This is a genomic window from Paraburkholderia sp. (genome assembly GCF_036488505.1).
Lineage (GTDB): Bacteria > Pseudomonadota > Gammaproteobacteria > Burkholderiales > Burkholderiaceae > Paraburkholderia.
Map to the genome: position 1 here is coordinate 1 of NZ_DASXHN010000122.1, position 17,867 is coordinate 17,867.

The window sequence follows — 17,867 nt, forward strand, 5'->3', positions numbered from 1 at the left end:
CGTTGGCGACATCGCGACGGTCTTTTTTCGCGCGGACGGTACGTACCGGAACATCGAACTGAACCGGCGTGCAAGCGGGCCGGATCTCGATCTGTTCCGCCGCGCGAAGCACACCATCTGCGTGGTGTCCGGGCCGCAGAAGGTTGACGGTGTTCGTGGCGCGATGCGCGGAGGTTTTATCAAGGAACTGATCATTGATGAGCCCACGGCGCGGCTGCTGCTGTCAACAACGCCTGATCCGAAGTGCGTGCCGCAGGGCGGCAATCAGATTGCGGCGCCGCACGAGACAGCGCCAGTGCGCGACAAAGGGCGCAGGAAACGGAAAGACGAGCAGCACGAAAGAGTTCTGCCGGTTGTCGAAAAGCAGCAAAAACAACACGACCCTCGCAATGGCGAGTCGCGCAGAACGGTGCGCGAGGGCCGCAAGCGAACCTGACACACGATAAGGATGGCGCACCGCGCTTGCCCGACTGACCGATGAAACTGATTAGCTGGAACATTCAGAGCTGCCGCGGTTGTGACGGTGCAATCGATCTTCGACGCATTGTCGAACATGCGCGTGCGTTGGCAGACTTCGATGTGTTGTGCCTGCAGGAGGTCAGTGACGGCTTTGCACCGCTCGATGGCGGTGAAAACCCGTTCGCACGACTCGCGGCGCTGTTGGCGGCCCGCCGGCTGGTGTGACCGCATTGCGCGTATGTGGCCGATCGATGGCGTGATTGGCGAGATTGGCGCGTTCTACTACTGGTACGACCGTCCCTCGGGGGCCCTTGGATAGGCAGGCGGACCGGATGTGTCGGGATCTAACCCACGGGGCCAGACGGAGAGTTGGACCCGACCCACCTACCGCAGCGTGCACGTTTGCCTACCCATTCGGACCGGTCGCCATAAGCCAATATTTTCAATTGGTTGCGTGATCGCTTATCGCGGCGCCCTGGTTGGCAGGCACTTTGCTTTGATCCTCATCGAGGAGTGGCGACACCCTCAGAACACGCTCTGACATTCCGGACTGACTCATTTACTCATGGAGAATCCAAATGAACACGCTCGTCATCAAAGACCTCCCCGTTGCCGTCGAGATGGATCGTACTGCAATGACCGCCGTTAGCGGCGGCAGGTTGCCGCAGCAGATCGTGAACATCATCCAGGCTGTTGGCGACTACGCAAACGACGCGCCTACCCAGCACAGTTTTAGTGGCAGTGGGGCTTCTGTGACGTACTAACAGAAACACGGTAATTTCATAGGTCGAGGCCCCCGCAACGAGGGGCCTCTTTCAATTCGCTTCCGGTGACTTTGTTTGGCAACGGTGACGAGCTTGAGTGAGACGCTTCTGACTGTTATTGCGTCATTGAGGTGTTCAAGTTCATTGGAGAAGCTGCACGGTGAGAAGGGCGATTGCCAGCGCATCATTGCAGCGGACGCACCAAGCCCGCCTCATGCAAAGGCACACACAAACCGAGCTGTGCAGATTCCTGACCCGCGACACCCGTCGCCCGCATCCCTACTGGCTCGCGCAAGTGAAACTCGACGCGAGATTGATATCCCCCGAGCCGTTATAGCGCGGAAAGGTCGGATACTCGCAAAGCGGCCGGGTGCGGCCTGGCACGCCAGCGGTATCGGCAACCGTCTGCGCAGGCGGACTCACGCCTTTTTCGACCCAGTTTTCCAGCGTCGTGAGCGAATCCCACGATGCGTTATAAACGCTGCTGACCGCATGTCCATAACCGGGGATCTCGTAGTAGCGCACGAAGTTGGCCACCGTCGACGCACCCATCGTCGCCAGCAGCCGCTGATAGTACTGCTCGCTCGAGCGAGTGCTGACGAGCGCGTCGGCCATCCCATGCGCCATCAGTATCTTGCCGCCCTTCGCATTGAACGCCGACAGATCGGTCTTGTTGACGTCCTGCAAGCCCGTCAACTGACTGATGCGCGACTGCAGGCTGCCGGGATTCTGCGGATCGACGCTCAGCGAGTTGTAGTTGGGGTCGCGCGTCACGAAGTAGCGTATCCATTGGTCCCAGAATACGCTCAGATAAGGCGCCGTATTGGGCATCGGAGAAGCCGGCTGGGTCATGCCCAGCGCGAGGGTGGTCACCGTGGGCTGCAACGCCGAGGCATTCGCGACGCCGAGGTCCGCTCCGTACACGTTAAAGCCGGGATACTGCGTCTCGCCGCTGGCAACCGTATAGCCGAACGTGATCGGCGTGTTGTACACGTTCAGCGCCGAGATCTGTGCGTCGGACAGACAGCTGTCGCCCGTATCGGCGCCGCCGGCGCAGCGCAACGGCGTGCCGTTGACGGTTGCGGTGGCGGGGTTGAACGTGGTGTTGCACGCAGCAACGTTGCTGATCAGACCGTCGGCGACCCCGTCAAGCGTATCGCAGCTGGCCAGCACGGCGTTCAGCAGAACTTTGCGCTTGGCCTGATCGAGATAGGCACCGGGCGCCGCGAGTGCTCGTGTGATGCGCCCGAACTGCAGGTCGAGACTGGCTGCTGCCCAGGCCGGATACAGAACGATTGAGCCATCCCAGTCCTGCGGCCAGCGCTGCACCACGGCGAGCGCCTCGCGGCCACCCGAAGAGCCGCCAGCAAAATACGACCGCTTTGGCGCCTTGACGGCGTAGCGCTCGTCGATAAGGTACACCGCCACGTCGCGAGTTTTTTTCAGCGCATCGCCCGAAAAGTTCTGTATGGCTTCGTCGTTCACGCCGAACGACGCATCCTCGCTTCCGAGCGCGTTGGCCTGATGCCCGGAGTCGCTGGCGAAGGTCGCGTAGCCGCGGCCAAGCGGCGTCGGTTGCGCGGTCGGACCGGCCGGCACGTTGCCAGTAGGCGCAGGGATCGTACCGTCGTAGCCCCCACCGCCGAACATCATGACTTTGCTATTCCAGACGGTGGGCATTGCAATCTGGAATTTGATCTGGGGCGCGGCCGGATCGACCGGACTGATCGCGCCGCTCACGAGGCAATACTCCCCGGTCGCCTGCGCGCCCGTGCCAGACGCGGGCATCAACGTCGCCGCAGTCACGGTTGCCCCCTTGGTGGCCAAGCCGATTGACGAGGCCGGCACGCTCTTGCCGGCGAGCTGCGGACAAGTCAGGGGCGCCGCTGCGGGTGTGTCGAGGGTGTCGTCCCCGCAGCCGCTTAACGAAAGGACCGTGAGAAGTGGCACGATGGCTATGCCAGAACCGATGGCGCGGAATTCAGGAATGACGCGTTTCGTTTGCATGACTGTCTCCATTCAAGGTCAAGTCCAGCACTTACGGGCGGTGTTCGTATCGCGCGCCGGCGCAGCCCGATCGGGATGTATTCTCACGGTCTGCGGCGAGCGGCTTTCCTGTGCATCGTAACCTGTCCGAGCTAGATCGCGGGAACAATGCGGAAGAGCTGGAAGCGCTCGCCCGGGCGTTGCACGGCGAACTGGACCTAGGCGGGCACCTACTTTGAAAGCCGCCGTGGATGTCGCCCCTGGTCGACGGGAGCAACGGTCGATCTGAGTCCTGTATCGTAGTTAGGAACACCTCCCCACGCGTAAAGCTCCAGTGACGAAGGTTTCCTCGCACGGACGCCAATTCACCCAACGACACCGGCGTTCACACGGTCGAATTTCGAGGGGTGGCCATCAGCCGTGCCCAACTGGGGGTTCGACTATCCTCGTAGGATGCGACGCATCGCTGACCAATAGGGGTGGAGCGAGCAAGCGGAAGGTGAATGCAAGCGATGAACCCGCCTCGTCTGCTTGCGTGACCAGATCGACGTAGTAGATGCCGACCGCCGTTGCGGTGGCTTCGCTGTCTTCCGACGTGGCGCAGTCGTCGATCGTCCAGCGCAGGCGGAAAGGCGCAGCCATAGGGATCCGAATTGTCGTGGCGGCCAGAATCGCCGGCAGCGGGCGGTTGAAGTTCCAGATTTCGATATTGCTGCGAGCGCGCGGCGCCTGGCCGGGCTGAGACTGATAACGGTCGGCGACGACTTTCAGGTCGTTAAAGACCTGGCCGTTCGAAGCGGAGCGAACGAGCTTGATGTATTCGGCGTGGGCCCATGCGAGCGGCATCGCAGAGCCGGTCGGCCCGCCAGTAACGAAGGGCGGGTCTGGCAGATCCGGCAAGCGCCTTAGCGAGCGCGAGCCCACCCGGGACTCGACTAACGCGAGCCAGAGATCACGACTTTTTTCCCCTCAAAGCTTTCTTGCACACCTTGCTCGCAATCCGGCGGACAGATTACTTTGCCGTCCCCGCTCGCGCCCGACACGGTGACCGCCCTGTAGACAACGGATTCGACGAGCGTCCCGTCGGCAGCGACGACGATGTTCAGATCGGTCTCGACGCCGGCCGGCACGGCTCCGCCGGCGGTGTAGACGATTTTCATGGTGCCGGTGCAATCGGAGTTCACCGTGTAGGTGCCCATCTGGTTCGGATTGAATGTCGTCTGCCCCCCTTTCGGCAACCCGCCAATCATGCCGAAGTCGGTGCGTTGAAAATTGCCCATACCGTCGAACGTCACCAGGGCGACGTCATCGAGGATCGATGGGGCGGCGTACGGATGCAACGTACCATCGGCGGCTTTCAATCCAAGTATCTCTCCGTGACCGATAAACTCAAACGGTCCCTTTAGCGTTGCGTTCGAGCAAAGGCTGCCGTGGTCGCCGTGGTCGCCGCGGTCCCCGGCCTGCGCGGCGCCACTGAGCGAGACAAGTGCAATGGCGGTTGATGAAAAAATGCACAAATGCTTGATCTTCATGGTCATTTCCTCGTCACTGAACCAGGCACGTAACATCACAGCGCGCAGGGGGTACCACCTGGCGAGATTGGCGCCCGATCCAACAAATAGAAATTAAAGGCGGCCGCAATGCTAGCCGGCTGCTGCCGTCCGCGGAGCAAGAAGCGATAAGAGAACTAGAGGCCGTCGGTGCGGCGGCCTGTCCCGAGCGCGCGGCGAGCAAGCCGTGCGTGGGCCCATGTAGTAAATAGCGAAACGCTTCACCAGGCAGTCGTTTTTAGCCCGGTGTCGGCAGACACATGCAGATGAGGTGCATGAAAGTCCGCGCAATTGTGACTTCGTGAGTCAGCCACGCTTGAAAGTCGCATAGCAAAAAGTAGCGTAATCCACGCTATTCGCAGATGCCAAATCGATATCGGACAAAAGGCAGGCGCATTCACGCAGTGGGCGCGAAACGCATATGTTAGACGGATGCCGACAAACACGCTTCTAATGTTCATACATGCGCGAGCATGTCTGGCCGGTTTTTCCATCCTATCGCCAGCGGTATTACGCGACGTGGGAGGAACGCATGAGCTTTGCTGCGAAATCGGCGCATGTCACGCGCGCGCACCTGAGTACGCTCGACTCAAGGGAAAGTGGTGGTTTTTTCGGGTCTTTGGCTGCTGGACCTGGCGTTCCGCTGGCTGGTGGCGCCCTGATGTGCTGCTGCGTTGCAGGCGCCACTCATCGGACAGCGAACCTCTCAGTGCGATCCCTTCACCGCGAATGCCCGATTCGTTCGCGTAGGCGTTTAGCCTGTCCCCGGGGTCGCGGTACATCGGCACCTTGCTCATCCGCCCCCACTCGCGGCGGCGTTCTCCAGCATGACCGCGAGTACGCCGGCTTCGCTTTGCACGCCGGCCTGAAGATCGACCTCGTGCGGAAGCATCTCGGCGATAGCCCGTAGTAGACGCGGAGAAAACGTGGCGCCGAAATGGGCGATCATCCTGTCACGCGCAGCGCCGTCGCTCGCCGACAGGGCGCGCAATTCGTCGATCGGCAGGCCGACGAAAAGGTCGAGCGGATAAGGCGGCGTGTCTGTATCAGCCCGTGCATCCGTGGCTACGCGCGCACGAACGCGTAGGCCTGGTTGCAGATGCTCAGCCAGTTCCATCTCGATTTCATAGTCGGCCTGCGCACCCAGCGCGGATTTTGCTTCGCTTTCCAAGAACGGTGCAACGGCAGCGAGCCGGGCAAGTTCCTCTTCGGTTAGCAACATCTCCGTTTCCTTCAGTCGTGGATGACGTCGTTACAACGAACGTCGAAGCACTTATCTACAGCACAAGCACGAGCCTGCGTGCCGCATGCCGTATCCGCCTGCTGAACTGTCGTCGTCGGCATTCGTCGCGCCGCCATAAGAGGGCACACCGCCTGCAATGCGCGTGGCGCTCAAACCGCATGATGGACAGGTTAGAGCGTCGTTGCGTTCCGACATCCGGCGTGTTACCTCGAAGTCGCCGCACTTTGTACAGGTGAAGTCATAGATCGGCATGGCATCGGAGACTCGATGATCGTACCCTGATGCCACAGCATCTCGCGTACCCGCCGCACTCGATAGAACGCGTCTTGAATGCGTTGCCGACGGGGCGGGTAAACGATGGGTTGCCGGCGTGACGCCGCGACGGAGGTGCCGTGGGGGCAGTAGCGAAACCGCGCCCGGTGCTGCGAAAAAGTTCGCTCAAAAGGACCCAAGCCCCGCCGGCTTGGGCGTGACCGACGGGCCATGCGCAACTCGACGCGGGTCTGCCCGAGTCCTTCCAGGATTGCATTCTCGTGCTCCTTCTTGGTGGCGCGTCCTTCGAGGCACACGACGTGGTCGTCGTGCCGTCGTTGCAACGACGAAGGATCGGATCAACGCCCGCGACACATCGGTTTCGCGCCAGCTCATTGCAATACCAGGCGCTCTACGGCGCGAACGTGTACAAATGTCGATTCTTGAAGCCGGCTGCTGCCGCCTGATCGTGCGGCCGCAGCCGGTGGGACCTCACAGCGGTCGGCGCAATGGTCTGAACGCCGCGCGGAGCTCCTCGGCGAAGAGTTCGGGTTGCTCCCATGCTGCGAAGTGGCCGCCCTTGTCTACTTCGTGGAAATAGGTGAGCTTCGGATAACTGCGCTCTGTCCAGCTCCGCGGCGCCCGATAGATCTCGCCGGGAAAGACCGTCACGGCCACCGGGACCGAAATCTCGGCGGTCCTCTGCTCGACGGCGTTGAAGTTGTTGTTGTTGTTCTCCCAGTAAAGCCGCGCCGACGAGGTCGAAGTGTTCGTCACCCAGTACAGCGTGATGTCGTCGAGCATCTGATCCTTCGTGAGCGAGCGCTCCGGGTCGCCGCCGCTGTCGGTCCAGGCCGCGAATTTGTCGTACATCCAGGCTGCCTGCCCCGCGGGCGAATCAGCCAGGCTGTAGCCCTCGGTTTGCGGGCGAGTGACCATCATGGCGGCATAGCCGCCGCCCTTTTTGTACAGGTTGGCGAGTGATTCATACGCTGTCTTTTCCGCACTGGACAGTCCTGCCGGCGCCGGTTCGCCGTTGTTGAGCGCCTTCGCGATCTCCGGTGGCGCCGTCGCAGGCATATTGACGTGAATGCCCAGCAACCCTGCGGGAGCCTGGCGCCCCATCGCGTCCGCCACCACGGAACCCCAATCGCCGCCTTGAGACACATAGTGCGTATATCCCAGACGCTTCATCAGCACGTCCCACGCTCGCCCGATGTGGTCGGGATCCCAGCCAGTGCCGGTCGGTTTGCCGGAGAAACCGTAGCCGGGCATCGCGGGAATGACGACGTCGAAGGCGTCCTCCGCACGGCCGCCATAGGCCGTAGGATTGGTGAGCGGACCGATGGCCTTTTCAATTTCGAGGGGCGAGCCAGGCCAGCCGTGAGTGATGAGCAGCGGCAACGCGTTCGGATTGCGGGATTTCACGTGGATGAACTGGATCTCGACGCCGTCGATCGTGGTCACGTACATCGGCAACGCGTTCAATCTTGCCTCCGTCTTGCGCCAGTTGTAGTCCGTGCCCCAGTACTGCACAAGGGCCTGAATCTTCGCCTCCTGCACACCCTGGCTTTGATCTGCGACCGTCTCCTTGTCGGGCCACCGCGTCGCCGCGATGCGGCGGCGCAGGTCGATGAGTGTTGCGTCCTGAACGTGAACGTGGAATGGGCGGATCGAGTCGTCTTCAGCCACAACGCTCGAGTTCGCGGAGGGCTGGTCCACGACCGAAGCGGCTTGAGCATGACCGAAGGCGGACCCGAGAGAAACGGTGAGTGCACTTGCGACCGAATAGGCAAACAGGCTGCGCCGGATACGCGCGGTGGAAACTATGGACATGGTGATACTCCGTTGAGTACGCGTGCGCAGCCTTGCGGCGTCACCGGTTACGTGAACCGGCTGCGTAGCGTGTCGTTGCAGCTTCATTAGGGCGTTCGCTTCTACGCGTGCTGGACGGTTCGTTCGTCGTCGGCGGCATAGCGACGCGCGGGCGTGCTGGATGACAGTTCCCCCCACATCGCCTGGCGCGCGGCTTCGAAAGCGTCCCATTTGGCACCGTCGTGCAGAGACGGAATCGTGACGAGCTCGCCTCGCTCGAAGCCGACGAGTGCCGCATCGACCAGGTCGCCCGCGGACATGACGATGGCCGGATCGAGGTTCTCGATCGGCAAGCCGCCGATCTGCCAGAAATCGGTGGCCGTCGCGCCGGGCAGCACCGCCTGCACCGTCACGCCCTGGTTGGCGAGCTCGTGATGCAGAGACTGGCTGAACGCAAGCACGAAGGCCTTGGTGCCGCCATACACGCCATTCAGGCGCTCCGGCGCAATACTGACAATCGAGGCGATGTTGATGATCGCGCCCTTGCCGCGCGAGACAAAGCCCGGCACCGCGGCATATGTGAGGCGGGTGAGTGCGGTCACGTTCAGGTCGATCATCCGCGTCATCGCATCCACATCGCTGTCGAGCAATGGCGTATGCGTGCCGACCCCTGCGTTGTTCACGAGCAGCGTAATGCTGGCGTCTTCCTTCAGCTTCGCTTCTACCGTAGTGCGTGAACCCGGATCGTTGAGATCGGCGCCGATGACCTCGACGGACCGGCCGGTTTCGTTGGCGATGTGCCCGGCGAGACTGATGAGCCGGTCGCGGCTGCGCGCAACGAGGATAAGATCATAGCCACGCTTTGCCAGCCGCTCGGCATAGACCGCGCCGATGCCGGTGGACGCGCCCGTAATGAGCGCGGTACCCTGATGTGCCTGAATCATGATGTGCTCCTGTTGAATGTTCGCTGTGATTGGGTGAACCTATTCTGGTCCGGATTGGCGACGACTCAAATGACGTATAGGGTCATGATTTCGGACATGCATAGCAGCGGATGTCTGACCTGATGAATAACGGAGGCTCCATGCACCGGATCGGATATTTGTTGAGCGATGGCTTCCAGGTGATGGCGCTCGCATCGCAGTCGGTGTTCGAATACGCGAACGTTGCGGCGGGCGAAACCTTCTACTCGATCGAAAATTTCTCGGTAGCGGGGGGCGAGGTACGCTCTTCGCTCGGTATGGGCGTCGTCACGCGCCCCTTTAGCGGACGCGTCGCGATAGACACGTGGATCGCGGCGGGTGTCAACGCACCGCTCACCTCGCCTCCGCCCGCCGAAATGCTCGCATTTCTGCGCAAGACGGCTGCGCGCGCGCGACGCATTGCCGGCATCTGCACGGGCGGTTTCGTACTGGCGGAAGCGGGGCTGCTTGCGAACCGGCGCGCAACGACGCACTGGGCCCATGCGCGCGCGATGATGAGCCGGTTTCCGGACATCCATGTCGAAGAAGACCGCATTTACATCGTCGATGGGCCGATCTGGACCTCGGCGGGGATGACCGCCGGGCTCGACCTCGCGCTTGCGATGGTCGAGAAAGACCTCGGCGCCGACGTGGCGCGTTCGGTCGCACGCAAGCTCGTGATGCATCAGCGGCGCGCGGGCGGGCAGTCGCAGCATTCCGAAATGCTTGACCTGGCGCCCAAATCCGACCGCATCCAGAACGCGCTGAACTATGCACGCACGAACCTGAGCCGGCCGCTCACCATCGAGGAACTCGCGAGTTCAGCGCATCTGAGCCCGCGGCAGTTTAGCCGGGTGTTCACGCTGGAGACCGGACAGTCGCCCGCGAAAGCGATCGAAGGGTTGCGGCTGGAAGCCGCGCGGTTGATGATCGAGAAGAGCCGCCACTCGTTGGAAGTGATTGCGAAAGAGACCGGGTTTCGCGATCGGCGGCATATGCGCGAAGCGTTCATGCGCGGTTTTGGCCTACCGCCGCAGGAAGTGCGGCGTGACGCGCGTGCCGGTGACCGGATCGGTGTTTAGGTGCGTGTGGGAAAGCGTGCGCAGTTTCTCATTGAATTTCGGCTCGCGCAGACAACCGCTCGAGAAACCCTGCCGCCCACCACTTCACGGATACACCGAAACTGGAGGGAGCGCAGATTGGCGCGGTTTCGGCGGTCGACGGTGCCTGGTGAGAGTCTTCGTCATGGGAAGCAAGACCACCACGGTTAATCCGATGTCGGTGAGACTAACGGCGAAGCGCGGGTGCCGTCCACGAAGTTGCGGAGTAGTTTTTCGGCTTCGACCACTCGGTGCATCGGAACCTCGCTCAATTGCCGGTCGTGCAGCGCAAGCAATCGTTCGATTGCGGGCGCGTCTTGCTCCCTGATCATCCACCTGGCAGGTTTCGCGGCCGCTGTGAGGGCGCTTACAAACGCCGCTTGAGCGTGCTCGTAGCATGCAAACGGAACCTGCCCAAAACCCATGCGCTGAAGGTAGTAGGCTCTATACACCGAACAGAGCAGCGTGTTGATCTGATGCCGGTTGCCGCGATTTCTTCGGCAAGCAGCCAGCGCGAGATGATGCGCGAGCGAGATGTCGCGCGCGGATTGCACCGCCATTGGCAGCAGCAATGACTTGCTCAGCGGTTTGCGGTGGGTGCCCGGGCGGGCGGATTTACGGTTGTTTCGTGCCATGGGCGTATTGAAGCGCAATTCAGAGAAACCTGGGGCAGACTGCGGTCGACGCTTGAAGAAGTCGCATCCTTTGTGGCGCCCGCGCTCCGGTGTCGAAGCGGCGCGCGTTCGGATCCGGCCGATTTCGGGCGGTCGGGTACCAGACCAATCGAGCAGCGTCATGCCAACCGCTTCAACGCCCACATCGTGCACCGAGTCGACGTCCACGTTCTTCGTCGTGGTTTTCACGCTACCGGACAGTCATCCACATATGAAGCGATGATCATCGCTTGCGCATTCGGGGGCGGCGATCCCCTAACTTGTGGGCTGTACACATGATCGCCCGCTGCGATACTGCGGCCGCTCAATACGCATGTTCCAGTGCGCTTTGCGATGCGTTCCTGCCAGGTCTGATGTCCATAGTGCCCGGTACGCGAATCGCACCAGGACACGGTCAACGTATGCGCGGACGATCGCTCCAGCACTCTCACAGTCGGCTGCGCCCACTCCTGCACGTTTGCTACGGCAGACGGCCGCCGTTCGTCACCTCGCGTTCGCGCGGGCTCTTCCTGGCCAGTGCAAGCATGAGCAAGCATCGCGACAGTTTGCGACCAGACGTCCACACAAGTCTCAAACATCCAAAACTCCTTTGCGACAGGTTCGCCACACTGGCGGGATCTCGATCAGGCGAGGCTAGTTTCGGCTTCGGCACGCATCAACGGCACAATCGCATGCTGTGCAGAGGGATTCGCCGCTGTCGCAAGTACACCGGCAACGCGTGCTGCAAAGACAAAAGCCTTCATAGCGAATCACCGCCCGAATTCGGGCATGGTCGAGTCCGCACATGGTCGTTGAAGCATTGATAATCGCCCCTCGTCGTAACGAGGCTGACTAGTCCACATTGTGTACAGCCAAAGGTAAATGCGCGCTGACGCACAGATTAAATTGATGTTATGTTGGGATTCCCGGCGGGCGCTCCTTCGAATGATGGCCGAGCGCGGCCATGTCTGCTGCCGGCTCCGTCGCGCGCGCAATTCGATGCGCGAGCGCATCGAACACCATGTGCACGTTGGGTCCGGCATTCGATAGGACATAGGCCAGGAGGACAAGGGTCGCAGCAATGTCCACGAACGCGAGCCTGCGTTAGCCGCCGACGGATACCTGGATTGCTACCGGCATGTCAGGCGAGTCGATATCAGCGGCCCGTCACCGGTGGAAAGAACGGCATTTCGCAACCGTCGCCAGTTCGAAACATGTCGAGAGGAGCGCCAGCGCTCCTCTCGAATGTCGATCAATGGCCGAGATGCTTGTCGAAGAATTGAGTGATTTCTGCGAATGCCGCTTTGTCCTCGGGCACACGGTCATCCATCTGGTACTGAGCGTGCGACATTCCGTCGAATACTTCGAGCTGTGCATCGACGCCGGACTGCTGAAGCTTCTGGTGCACACGGACCGTGTTGCTGAGCAGCAAGTCGCGGGTTCCCGTGGTCAGAATCGCCGGCGGAAAGCCATGCATATCTCCGTAGACGGGTGAGAGCAACGGGTCCTTCAGATCATGGCCGTTCGCATAGACGACTGCCGCGGCATGACAGAACCCATTGGGCGACACCAGCACGTTGTCCACCTTTTCGTTCGTGTAGAACGAGTCGCCAGTCTTCGTCAGGTCGGACATCGGCGTACCGGGCGCGATCGCGCCCGGCATTTTCAGCCCTTCGTGCTTCGCGCGCAGCATCAACTCGAGCACGAGCGCGCCACCAGCGGAGGTCCCGAAAACGCCCACATTCTTTGGGTCGTTCGTCTGGAGCACCGACTTGTACACAGTCTCGACGTCGTCAAGTGCCGCGGGGAAATAAGCCTCGGGCGGCATGCGGTAGTCGACCGAAATGACCTTGTAGTGTCCAAGACCCGCCATGATGATGGCCTCGCCCGTACCCGACTCGCCAGGGTACAGCTCATAGCAGCCGCCATGGATATGTACCAGCACCTTGTCGCGATGTCCCGGCGGAATATAGTCGGGCGTCACGATGTGTACTCTCACGCCGTTGATCGTCGATGCCTGCACAGTCACGCCCAGGCGCTCGCGCATGGCCGGGAGCGTTTGCATGACCTTGGCGGCCTGTGCGTCGGCAGCCGTTCTCCATTGCGCGCCCGTGGTCCATAAAACATTCCACGCGGGATTGAGAGGCGCCGCGATGAGCTTTTGCAGTTCGGGGCTGACTTCGGTCGGCACCGGAATGGTCTTCGCGGGCGCTTCGCGTGGTGCAAGCGTACCGTCATCGGCAAGTGCCGCGCCGGAAACCGACGCGAAGGCGGCACACGCGAGCAGGAGGAATTTAGTTAGCTTCATCGTAGAACTGTCCCGGGTGCTGGCTTAAAGAGCCGCCTCATAGACCTTGCGGCTGACTTCCGGCGTGACGTCGCCGTGCTCGCCCAATGCGTCCATGCCGTGCTCCGTCAGTTTGGCCATCAGCGTTTCGACGGAACCGCCGCCGATCTGGTAGTCGCGCAGGCGGGTCCCGACGGTCATTCTCTCGAAGAACGCGCGGGTTGCCGTGATGGCCGCGTCGATGCGTTCGTCCTCGCTGCCCTCGGTGATGTTCCATACGCGCTCGCCATACTGCAGCAGCTTCGCGCGTTTTTGTTCCTTGCGCACGGTCAGCATCGCCGGCAGTACGATGGCGAGCGTTTGCGCGTGGTCGAGCCCGTGCAACGCGGTAATCTCGTGGCCTAGCATGTGCGTGGCCCAGTCCTGCGGCACGCCCGCACCGATGAGCCCGTTCAGCGCCAGCGTCGCCGTCCACATCAGGTTCGCGCGTACGCTGTAGTTGCGTGGCTCGGCGAGCGCTTGCGGGCCGGCTTCGGTCAGCGTGATCAGCAAGCCTTCGGCAAAGCGGTCCTGGACCTTTGCATCGACCGGGTAGGTCAGGTATTGCTCGACGATATGGACAAACGCATCGACCACGCCGTTGGCAATTTGCCGAGGCGGTAACGAATAGGTCGTGGTCGGGTCGAGTACCGAGAAAAGCGGATAGGTCGCGTCGCTCGTGAAAAACAGCTTGTCGCCCTTTGCGCGGTAGCTAATGACGCTACCATTGTTCATTTCCGAACCTGTCGCGGGCAGCGTCAGCACGCTGCCAAAGGGCACCGCATCGCGCACAGGGGCCTGCTTCGCAAGAATGTCCCATGGTTCGCCGTCAAACTTCATCGCCGCCGCGACGAACTTCGTCCCGTCGATCACCGAGCCGCCGCCCACCGCCAGCAAAAAATCGATGTTCTTCTCACGGGCGAGCGCAACCGCTTCCATCAGCGTTTCGTAAGTGGGATTCGGCTCGATGCCGCTGAATATGTACCACGGGCGCTCACCGAGCGCGGCCTGTACTTGCGCGAGCACACCGTTGCTCCTGATGCTGCCGCCGCCGCACGTGATCAGCACACGCGCGTTGCGCGGCACATTCGCGTCGAGCGCGGCAATCTGGCCTTCGCCGAAAATGATCTTTGTGGGATTCTGAAACGTAAAATTTTGCATTAGACGCCATTGCTGTAATTTGGATGACCGGCCGTCTTAATCTTGCAGAAATAATGTGACGGGCCAGCCACAAGGAGGTTAGGGGATCGAGACGGTAGCGGCGGATTTGAAAAACAGATCGCATATCGGGTGCATGCAGGCTTCCAGCGGATCGATCAAGTCTTCCAGTTCATTCGCAACAGGCTACCTTCTCACGCGTTCCAGAAGAAGTCCGCCAGCCCGTCTGCGGACAAATCTTTGCGCACCGGGCCGTGATTTTGGCGGCGGCGAAGGTGTTCGGCTTTTGCAATGCCCGCCTTCTACTGTACGCAGATAAAGTGACATAAAGCCGTCCCGTTGATGACGTTTTCGTTATCTTCTTTCAGTATGGATTGTTGATACGCTGAACCTGCAAGAGCACGCACGCGAGAACCGATATCGATGCCGGCAAGTGACAACACATGTCCCGTTCGACTACACACCGGTGGGAAAGCGGTTCACTATGGACCACAGCCGCATTTGGCAAATGTCATTTGCAAAATGCGGCCATTCCGCGGGTGCGCTTGCACGTGGCAAGCTGTAGCCAGCCGCGACGCACACGAGGAGTGCAGGGACGCCCTGATCCTGACACCTCACCCCGATGCCCACGCTACCGGACGGTACAACGTATCGATCTGTTCTTCGCCTCACCACACAATGGAGAATGAATTGTTTAATTTTTTCGATATAAACAACATCATCAGCCAATTCCCGGACAAGGCGGATAGTACGATTGTCGACGTCTATCTCACCGACGAACCCTCTGCAAGCTCGAGGATCTTTCGTGTCTATTACCCTATTCCTCGGCATTACCACGAAACCTGCGAAGAGCATCTCTACCTGCTGACCGGAAAGGTTGCCTTTGCGATTGAGGACGAAGCGCCTCGCGTGCTCACTGCGGGCCAGCTAGTGACTTTTGAGCGAAACACTGTACACGCGATCACTGAAATACTAGAGTCGCCAGCAATCTTCTTTACAGTCGACGCTCCTCGTCGTGTGCCCACTGATGTCGTGTATGTGAATCCGGAAGACGAACAGATCCGGCCTTTCGTGACCCACCTGGAAACAACAAAAGGCTAGCGCGCACTTGCAGGTCGGAAATGCCATGGATTATTTTGCGGCGGTACGGGCCTTCGTTTGCGCTGCGGAAGTGCAGAGCTTTAGCAAGACGGCCCGTGAAATGGCAGTCAAGACGTCGACCGTCTCGCGCTACGTGAGCGAGCTGGAAAAGGATCTGGGCATTGCCCTATTTAACCGGTCGACGCGGGGGCTCGTCCTGACGGAGGGCGGGCGGCTATTTCGTGAACGCGCGTTGGTTGTCCTGCAGGCGCTCGATGACGCGCGCCAGGTTACCTCGTCACTGAATCGCACACCGCAGGGTGTGCTACGGGTCACGATGCCGTCGGCATTCGGGCGCCGGCATATCGTGCCGCATCTGCCGGTGTTCATGAAGCGCTACCCCGCCATCGGTCTCGACATCGTGTCGACCGATGAAACGCTCAATATGATCGAAGCCGGCATTGACGTGGCGATCCGTATCGGCGTGCTGCCCGATTCGTCATTGATGGCTAAGCGGATTGCGCCGCATCGTCGTATCGTCTGCGGCGGCCCGGCGTATTTCGAGCGGAACGGAATGCCTCGTGTCCCTGAAGATCTTGCCGCGCACGATGTGCTTCGCTTGTCGCTGCTGCCGGACGACAAATGGTCTTTCACCCATGTGGCACCTGTACACGCGTCGCCGGAGCATGTAGTGGTCGAATTGCAAGGGCGCTTGCGCACAGACGACTCGGAGGCCGTACTCGAACTCGCTGTGGCCAGCTGCGGGCTTGCTCTTCTGCCGACATGGCTCGCGGCTACCCCGCTGCGCGAAGGCCGCCTGCTGCAAGCGCTGCCTGAATGGGAGGCGCGCACCGGGCGAGCAGAACCAGCGGTCTGGGCGGTCTACCCGCCGAAGAAAATCGTGTCGTCGAAGGTCCGGGCATTCGTGGATTTCTACGCCGAGGTGATTGGCGAGCCGCCGTACTGGGATAACGGACTCGCGCTGGCGCAACAACCTTAACGGGCGAAGCGGATATCGAGCGTTCGCAACCAGGTCTGCAAGCCTGCATCCTGGATCGGAATCACATAGGCATTCTCGTTTGTTTCATTGAAGTGCGCATGCCAGTATCCCGGCGGTGTAACAAACGCCATCCCGGCTTCCCAATCGACCCGCGTCGGGTTCACGATATCGCCGTTGTCGTCCAGCTCGGTACCGACCAGCGTATAGACACCCGGCTGGCCCCCGGCGATGAAGTCGAGTGCGATCGACTGGTGGCGGTGCGGCTTCTGGATTGAGTTGGGCGGCACAATGCCGAACATGGCCCACAAGACATGCGTGACCGTTCGCGTTTGCGGGAAGTTGGCGTTGCCCATCAGCACGCTGATGCGGTTGCGGCGACCCGCATTGGCTTCTTCCGCGACCTTGCGCAGTTCCGCCTGCGCCCGGGCGGCCGGATAGAGCGTCGGTGCAAAGCGCGCCTCGACGCCGGTCGTGCCGAGATAGGTGAGCAGCGGCGCGTCGTTGACGTAATAGAGCGTTGCCGTCGCGTCGGCGGACAGCACGGCGGCATCGCCGCCTGGCAGCGTGAAGAAATCGCCCTGCCCAAACGGGAAGCGGGTCTCGCCCTGCGTCACGCTGCCGGTCCCGCTGATGACGTAGCAAAGCTGCGAGGTTGCGTTCGGGGCGAGCGTCAACGCATCCCCCGCGTTGATGCGCAGGAAATTGGCGCACAGGCCGGGGCCGGTCGCGGGACTGGGGCAACCCAACTCCGCGGAGAGGTCGAGGGGTACGACGCGGGTTTCGCCGGTTGCGTAGAGCGAAGGCGAGAAATTGCGGAACGGCACGCGCGAGATAAGCTTCGCGCCGATCGGATTGGCCGACGACGTATATTCGAAGTATTGCGCGTCGAGGGTAACGGCATCGAGTTCGGCGAGAGGCGCCGGGGACGTTTTGGTCAACATGGTCTGGTCCTTAAGATTGGGGAGGCTTCGCGTGGGCCCCGCAAGTTGGGGTTCGCGTCTGGAAGCTGAACCGACTATAGGTGCGGGCCGCTGGCCTCAGAAGTGCCGGACATTGAAATCACCTTTGCGCAAATGGGTGCACCGGGTTGGCTGACGCCAATTGTCGATGCAAAGGATTGCACTGTGATCCCGGCATTGGCGGCGAACTGTTACCCCGTTCAAATCAACATATCAGCTACGATTTAGACGGCCCAGATTCTTTGAGGACGCACAGGCGGCAAGCGCCTTTTTTTGTTGTTATCGTTATATACAATAATATATAGCGATAACCGTTTATGCATTGAACTACGAATCTTGAAAGTGCAAATGATTAAATCGGGTTTTTCGGCGGCTGTTTTACTTCTCTGGGCGGGAACCAGTTATGCACAAAGCAGCGTGACGCTTTACGGCATCATCGATACTGCGGTGATTTACGGGAACAACGAGGGTACGGGGCAACCAGGCGTGGGCCACCCCGGTGTTGAGATGAACAGCGGTGGCATCAGTGGGTCGCGATTTGGCTTTCGCGGAACGGAGGA

Annotated in this window: 18 protein-coding genes and 1 pseudogene; 7 read left to right on the forward strand and 12 right to left on the reverse strand. The window is 60.8% G+C overall.

The window, feature by feature from the left end; translation table 11 throughout:
- The 3 genes and pseudogenes from VGH68_RS06855 to VGH68_RS06865 all read left to right on the forward strand — a co-directional run.
- A partial coding sequence (locus tag VGH68_RS06855) for a sugar-binding domain-containing protein (protein ID WP_331602791.1) occupies window positions 1–436 on the forward strand: 436 nt, incomplete at its 5' end.
- A 228-nt stretch (window positions 437–664) separates the two neighbouring features.
- Window positions 665–757, forward strand: a pseudogene (locus VGH68_RS06860) (HAD family hydrolase); the annotation flags it as partial.
- A 280-nt stretch (window positions 758–1,037) separates the two neighbouring features.
- Complete coding sequence (locus VGH68_RS06865) at window positions 1,038–1,223, forward strand: hypothetical protein (RefSeq protein WP_331602792.1); 186 nt, start codon at window positions 1,038–1,040, stop codon at window positions 1,221–1,223.
- Between the two features lie 279 nt (window positions 1,224–1,502).
- On the opposite strand, the gene VGH68_RS06870 is transcribed toward VGH68_RS06865, so the two are convergent.
- The 7 genes from VGH68_RS06870 to VGH68_RS06900 form a co-directional block, all read right to left on the reverse strand.
- Window positions 1,503–3,230, reverse strand: coding sequence for a tannase/feruloyl esterase family alpha/beta hydrolase (locus VGH68_RS06870; protein WP_331602793.1), 1,728 nt, complete (start codon window positions 3,228–3,230; stop codon window positions 1,503–1,505).
- Between the two features lie 393 nt (window positions 3,231–3,623).
- Window positions 3,624–4,055: a hypothetical protein gene (locus VGH68_RS06875; protein WP_331602794.1), complete on the reverse strand. Its 432-nt coding sequence runs from the start codon at window positions 4,053–4,055 to the stop codon at window positions 3,624–3,626.
- Window positions 4,056–4,144: 89 nt separating this feature from the next.
- Window positions 4,145–4,741, reverse strand: a complete 597-nt coding sequence (locus tag VGH68_RS06880; RefSeq protein ID WP_331602795.1) for a hypothetical protein — start codon at window positions 4,739–4,741, stop codon at window positions 4,145–4,147.
- An 811-nt stretch (window positions 4,742–5,552) separates the two neighbouring features.
- Window positions 5,553–5,981, reverse strand: coding sequence for a hypothetical protein (locus VGH68_RS06885; protein ID WP_331602796.1), 429 nt, complete (start codon window positions 5,979–5,981; stop codon window positions 5,553–5,555).
- Between the two features lie 51 nt (window positions 5,982–6,032).
- Window positions 6,033–6,254, reverse strand: coding sequence for a zinc ribbon domain-containing protein (locus VGH68_RS06890; RefSeq protein WP_331602797.1), 222 nt, complete (start codon window positions 6,252–6,254; stop codon window positions 6,033–6,035).
- A 492-nt stretch (window positions 6,255–6,746) separates the two neighbouring features.
- On the reverse strand, window positions 6,747–8,090 hold the full coding sequence (locus tag VGH68_RS06895) for an epoxide hydrolase family protein (RefSeq protein ID WP_331602799.1): 1,344 nt from the start codon (window positions 8,088–8,090) through the stop codon (window positions 6,747–6,749).
- Window positions 8,091–8,191: 101 nt separating this feature from the next.
- Window positions 8,192–9,013 (reverse strand): SDR family oxidoreductase, encoded by an 822-nt coding sequence (locus tag VGH68_RS06900; protein WP_331602800.1) that lies wholly within the window; start codon window positions 9,011–9,013, stop codon window positions 8,192–8,194.
- Window positions 9,014–9,153: 140 nt separating this feature from the next.
- On the opposite strand from VGH68_RS06900, the gene VGH68_RS06905 reads away from it, so the two are divergent.
- The gene (locus VGH68_RS06905) at window positions 9,154–10,113 is read left to right on the forward strand and encodes a GlxA family transcriptional regulator (RefSeq protein ID WP_331602801.1); all 960 of its coding nucleotides are present in this window, start codon (window positions 9,154–9,156) and stop codon (window positions 10,111–10,113) included.
- A 185-nt stretch (window positions 10,114–10,298) separates the two neighbouring features.
- On the opposite strand, the gene VGH68_RS06910 is transcribed toward VGH68_RS06905, so the two are convergent.
- The 4 genes from VGH68_RS06910 to yqhD form a co-directional block, all read right to left on the reverse strand.
- A complete protein-coding gene (locus tag VGH68_RS06910; protein WP_331602802.1) occupies window positions 10,299–10,994 on the reverse strand; it encodes a hypothetical protein in 696 nt (231 codons plus the stop codon).
- Complete coding sequence (locus tag VGH68_RS06915) at window positions 10,991–11,383, reverse strand: DUF3331 domain-containing protein (RefSeq protein ID WP_331602803.1); 393 nt, start codon at window positions 11,381–11,383, stop codon at window positions 10,991–10,993. Before VGH68_RS06915 ends, VGH68_RS06910 begins: the two co-directional genes overlap by 4 nt.
- A 653-nt stretch (window positions 11,384–12,036) precedes the next feature.
- Entirely contained in the window at window positions 12,037–13,092 is a 1,056-nt protein-coding gene (locus VGH68_RS06920) for an alpha/beta hydrolase (RefSeq protein WP_331602805.1), read from the reverse strand.
- A 24-nt stretch (window positions 13,093–13,116) separates the two neighbouring features.
- A complete protein-coding gene (gene yqhD / locus VGH68_RS06925) occupies window positions 13,117–14,271 on the reverse strand; it encodes an alcohol dehydrogenase (RefSeq protein ID WP_331602806.1) in 1,155 nt (384 codons plus the stop codon).
- A gap of 687 nt (window positions 14,272–14,958) precedes the next feature.
- Between yqhD and VGH68_RS06930 the strand changes: the two genes are divergently transcribed.
- Together VGH68_RS06930 and VGH68_RS06935 are read left to right on the forward strand one after the other, a co-directional pair.
- Window positions 14,959–15,369: a cupin domain-containing protein gene (locus VGH68_RS06930; protein ID WP_331602807.1), complete on the forward strand. Its 411-nt coding sequence runs from the start codon at window positions 14,959–14,961 to the stop codon at window positions 15,367–15,369.
- A gap of 25 nt (window positions 15,370–15,394) precedes the next feature.
- A complete protein-coding gene (locus VGH68_RS06935) occupies window positions 15,395–16,348 on the forward strand; it encodes a LysR family transcriptional regulator (RefSeq protein WP_331602808.1) in 954 nt (317 codons plus the stop codon).
- On the opposite strand, the gene VGH68_RS06940 is transcribed toward VGH68_RS06935, so the two are convergent.
- Complete coding sequence (locus tag VGH68_RS06940; RefSeq protein WP_331602809.1) at window positions 16,345–17,289, reverse strand: cupin; 945 nt, start codon at window positions 17,287–17,289, stop codon at window positions 16,345–16,347. The genes VGH68_RS06935 and VGH68_RS06940 overlap by 4 nt on opposite strands.
- Before the next feature lie 360 nt (window positions 17,290–17,649).
- Here VGH68_RS06940 and VGH68_RS06945 point away from each other — a divergent pair.
- The coding region (locus tag VGH68_RS06945) for a porin (protein WP_331602811.1) at window positions 17,650–17,867 on the forward strand (218 nt) is incomplete at its 3' end.

Bases quoted from the DNA above. Each gene is read 5' to 3' on its own strand.
- VGH68_RS06865 (WP_331602792.1), top strand. From the start codon at position 1,038: ATGAACACGCTCGTCATCAAAGACCTCCCCGTTGCCGTCGAGATGGAT.
- VGH68_RS06880 (WP_331602795.1), bottom strand. From the start codon at position 4,741: ATGAAGATCAAGCATTTGTGCATTTTTTCATCAACCGCCATTGCACTT.
- VGH68_RS06905 (WP_331602801.1), top strand. From the start codon at position 9,154: ATGCACCGGATCGGATATTTGTTGAGCGATGGCTTCCAGGTGATGGCG.
- VGH68_RS06885 (WP_331602796.1), bottom strand. From the start codon at position 5,981: ATGTTGCTAACCGAAGAGGAACTTGCCCGGCTCGCTGCCGTTGCACCG.
- VGH68_RS06935 (WP_331602808.1), top strand. From the start codon at position 15,395: ATGGATTATTTTGCGGCGGTACGGGCCTTCGTTTGCGCTGCGGAAGTG.
- VGH68_RS06940 (WP_331602809.1), bottom strand. From the start codon at position 17,289: ATGTTGACCAAAACGTCCCCGGCGCCTCTCGCCGAACTCGATGCCGTT.
- yqhD (WP_331602806.1), bottom strand. From the start codon at position 14,271: ATGCAAAATTTTACGTTTCAGAATCCCACAAAGATCATTTTCGGCGAA.
- VGH68_RS06915 (WP_331602803.1), bottom strand. From the start codon at position 11,383: ATGTTTGAGACTTGTGTGGACGTCTGGTCGCAAACTGTCGCGATGCTT.
- VGH68_RS06870 (WP_331602793.1), bottom strand. From the start codon at position 3,230: ATGCAAACGAAACGCGTCATTCCTGAATTCCGCGCCATCGGTTCTGGC.
- VGH68_RS06895 (WP_331602799.1), bottom strand. From the start codon at position 8,090: ATGTCCATAGTTTCCACCGCGCGTATCCGGCGCAGCCTGTTTGCCTAT.
- VGH68_RS06875 (WP_331602794.1), bottom strand. From the start codon at position 4,055: ATGCCGCTCGCATGGGCCCACGCCGAATACATCAAGCTCGTTCGCTCC.
- VGH68_RS06900 (WP_331602800.1), bottom strand. From the start codon at position 9,013: ATGATTCAGGCACATCAGGGTACCGCGCTCATTACGGGCGCGTCCACC.
- VGH68_RS06890 (WP_331602797.1), bottom strand. From the start codon at position 6,254: ATGCCGATCTATGACTTCACCTGTACAAAGTGCGGCGACTTCGAGGTA.
- VGH68_RS06920 (WP_331602805.1), bottom strand. From the start codon at position 13,092: ATGAAGCTAACTAAATTCCTCCTGCTCGCGTGTGCCGCCTTCGCGTCG.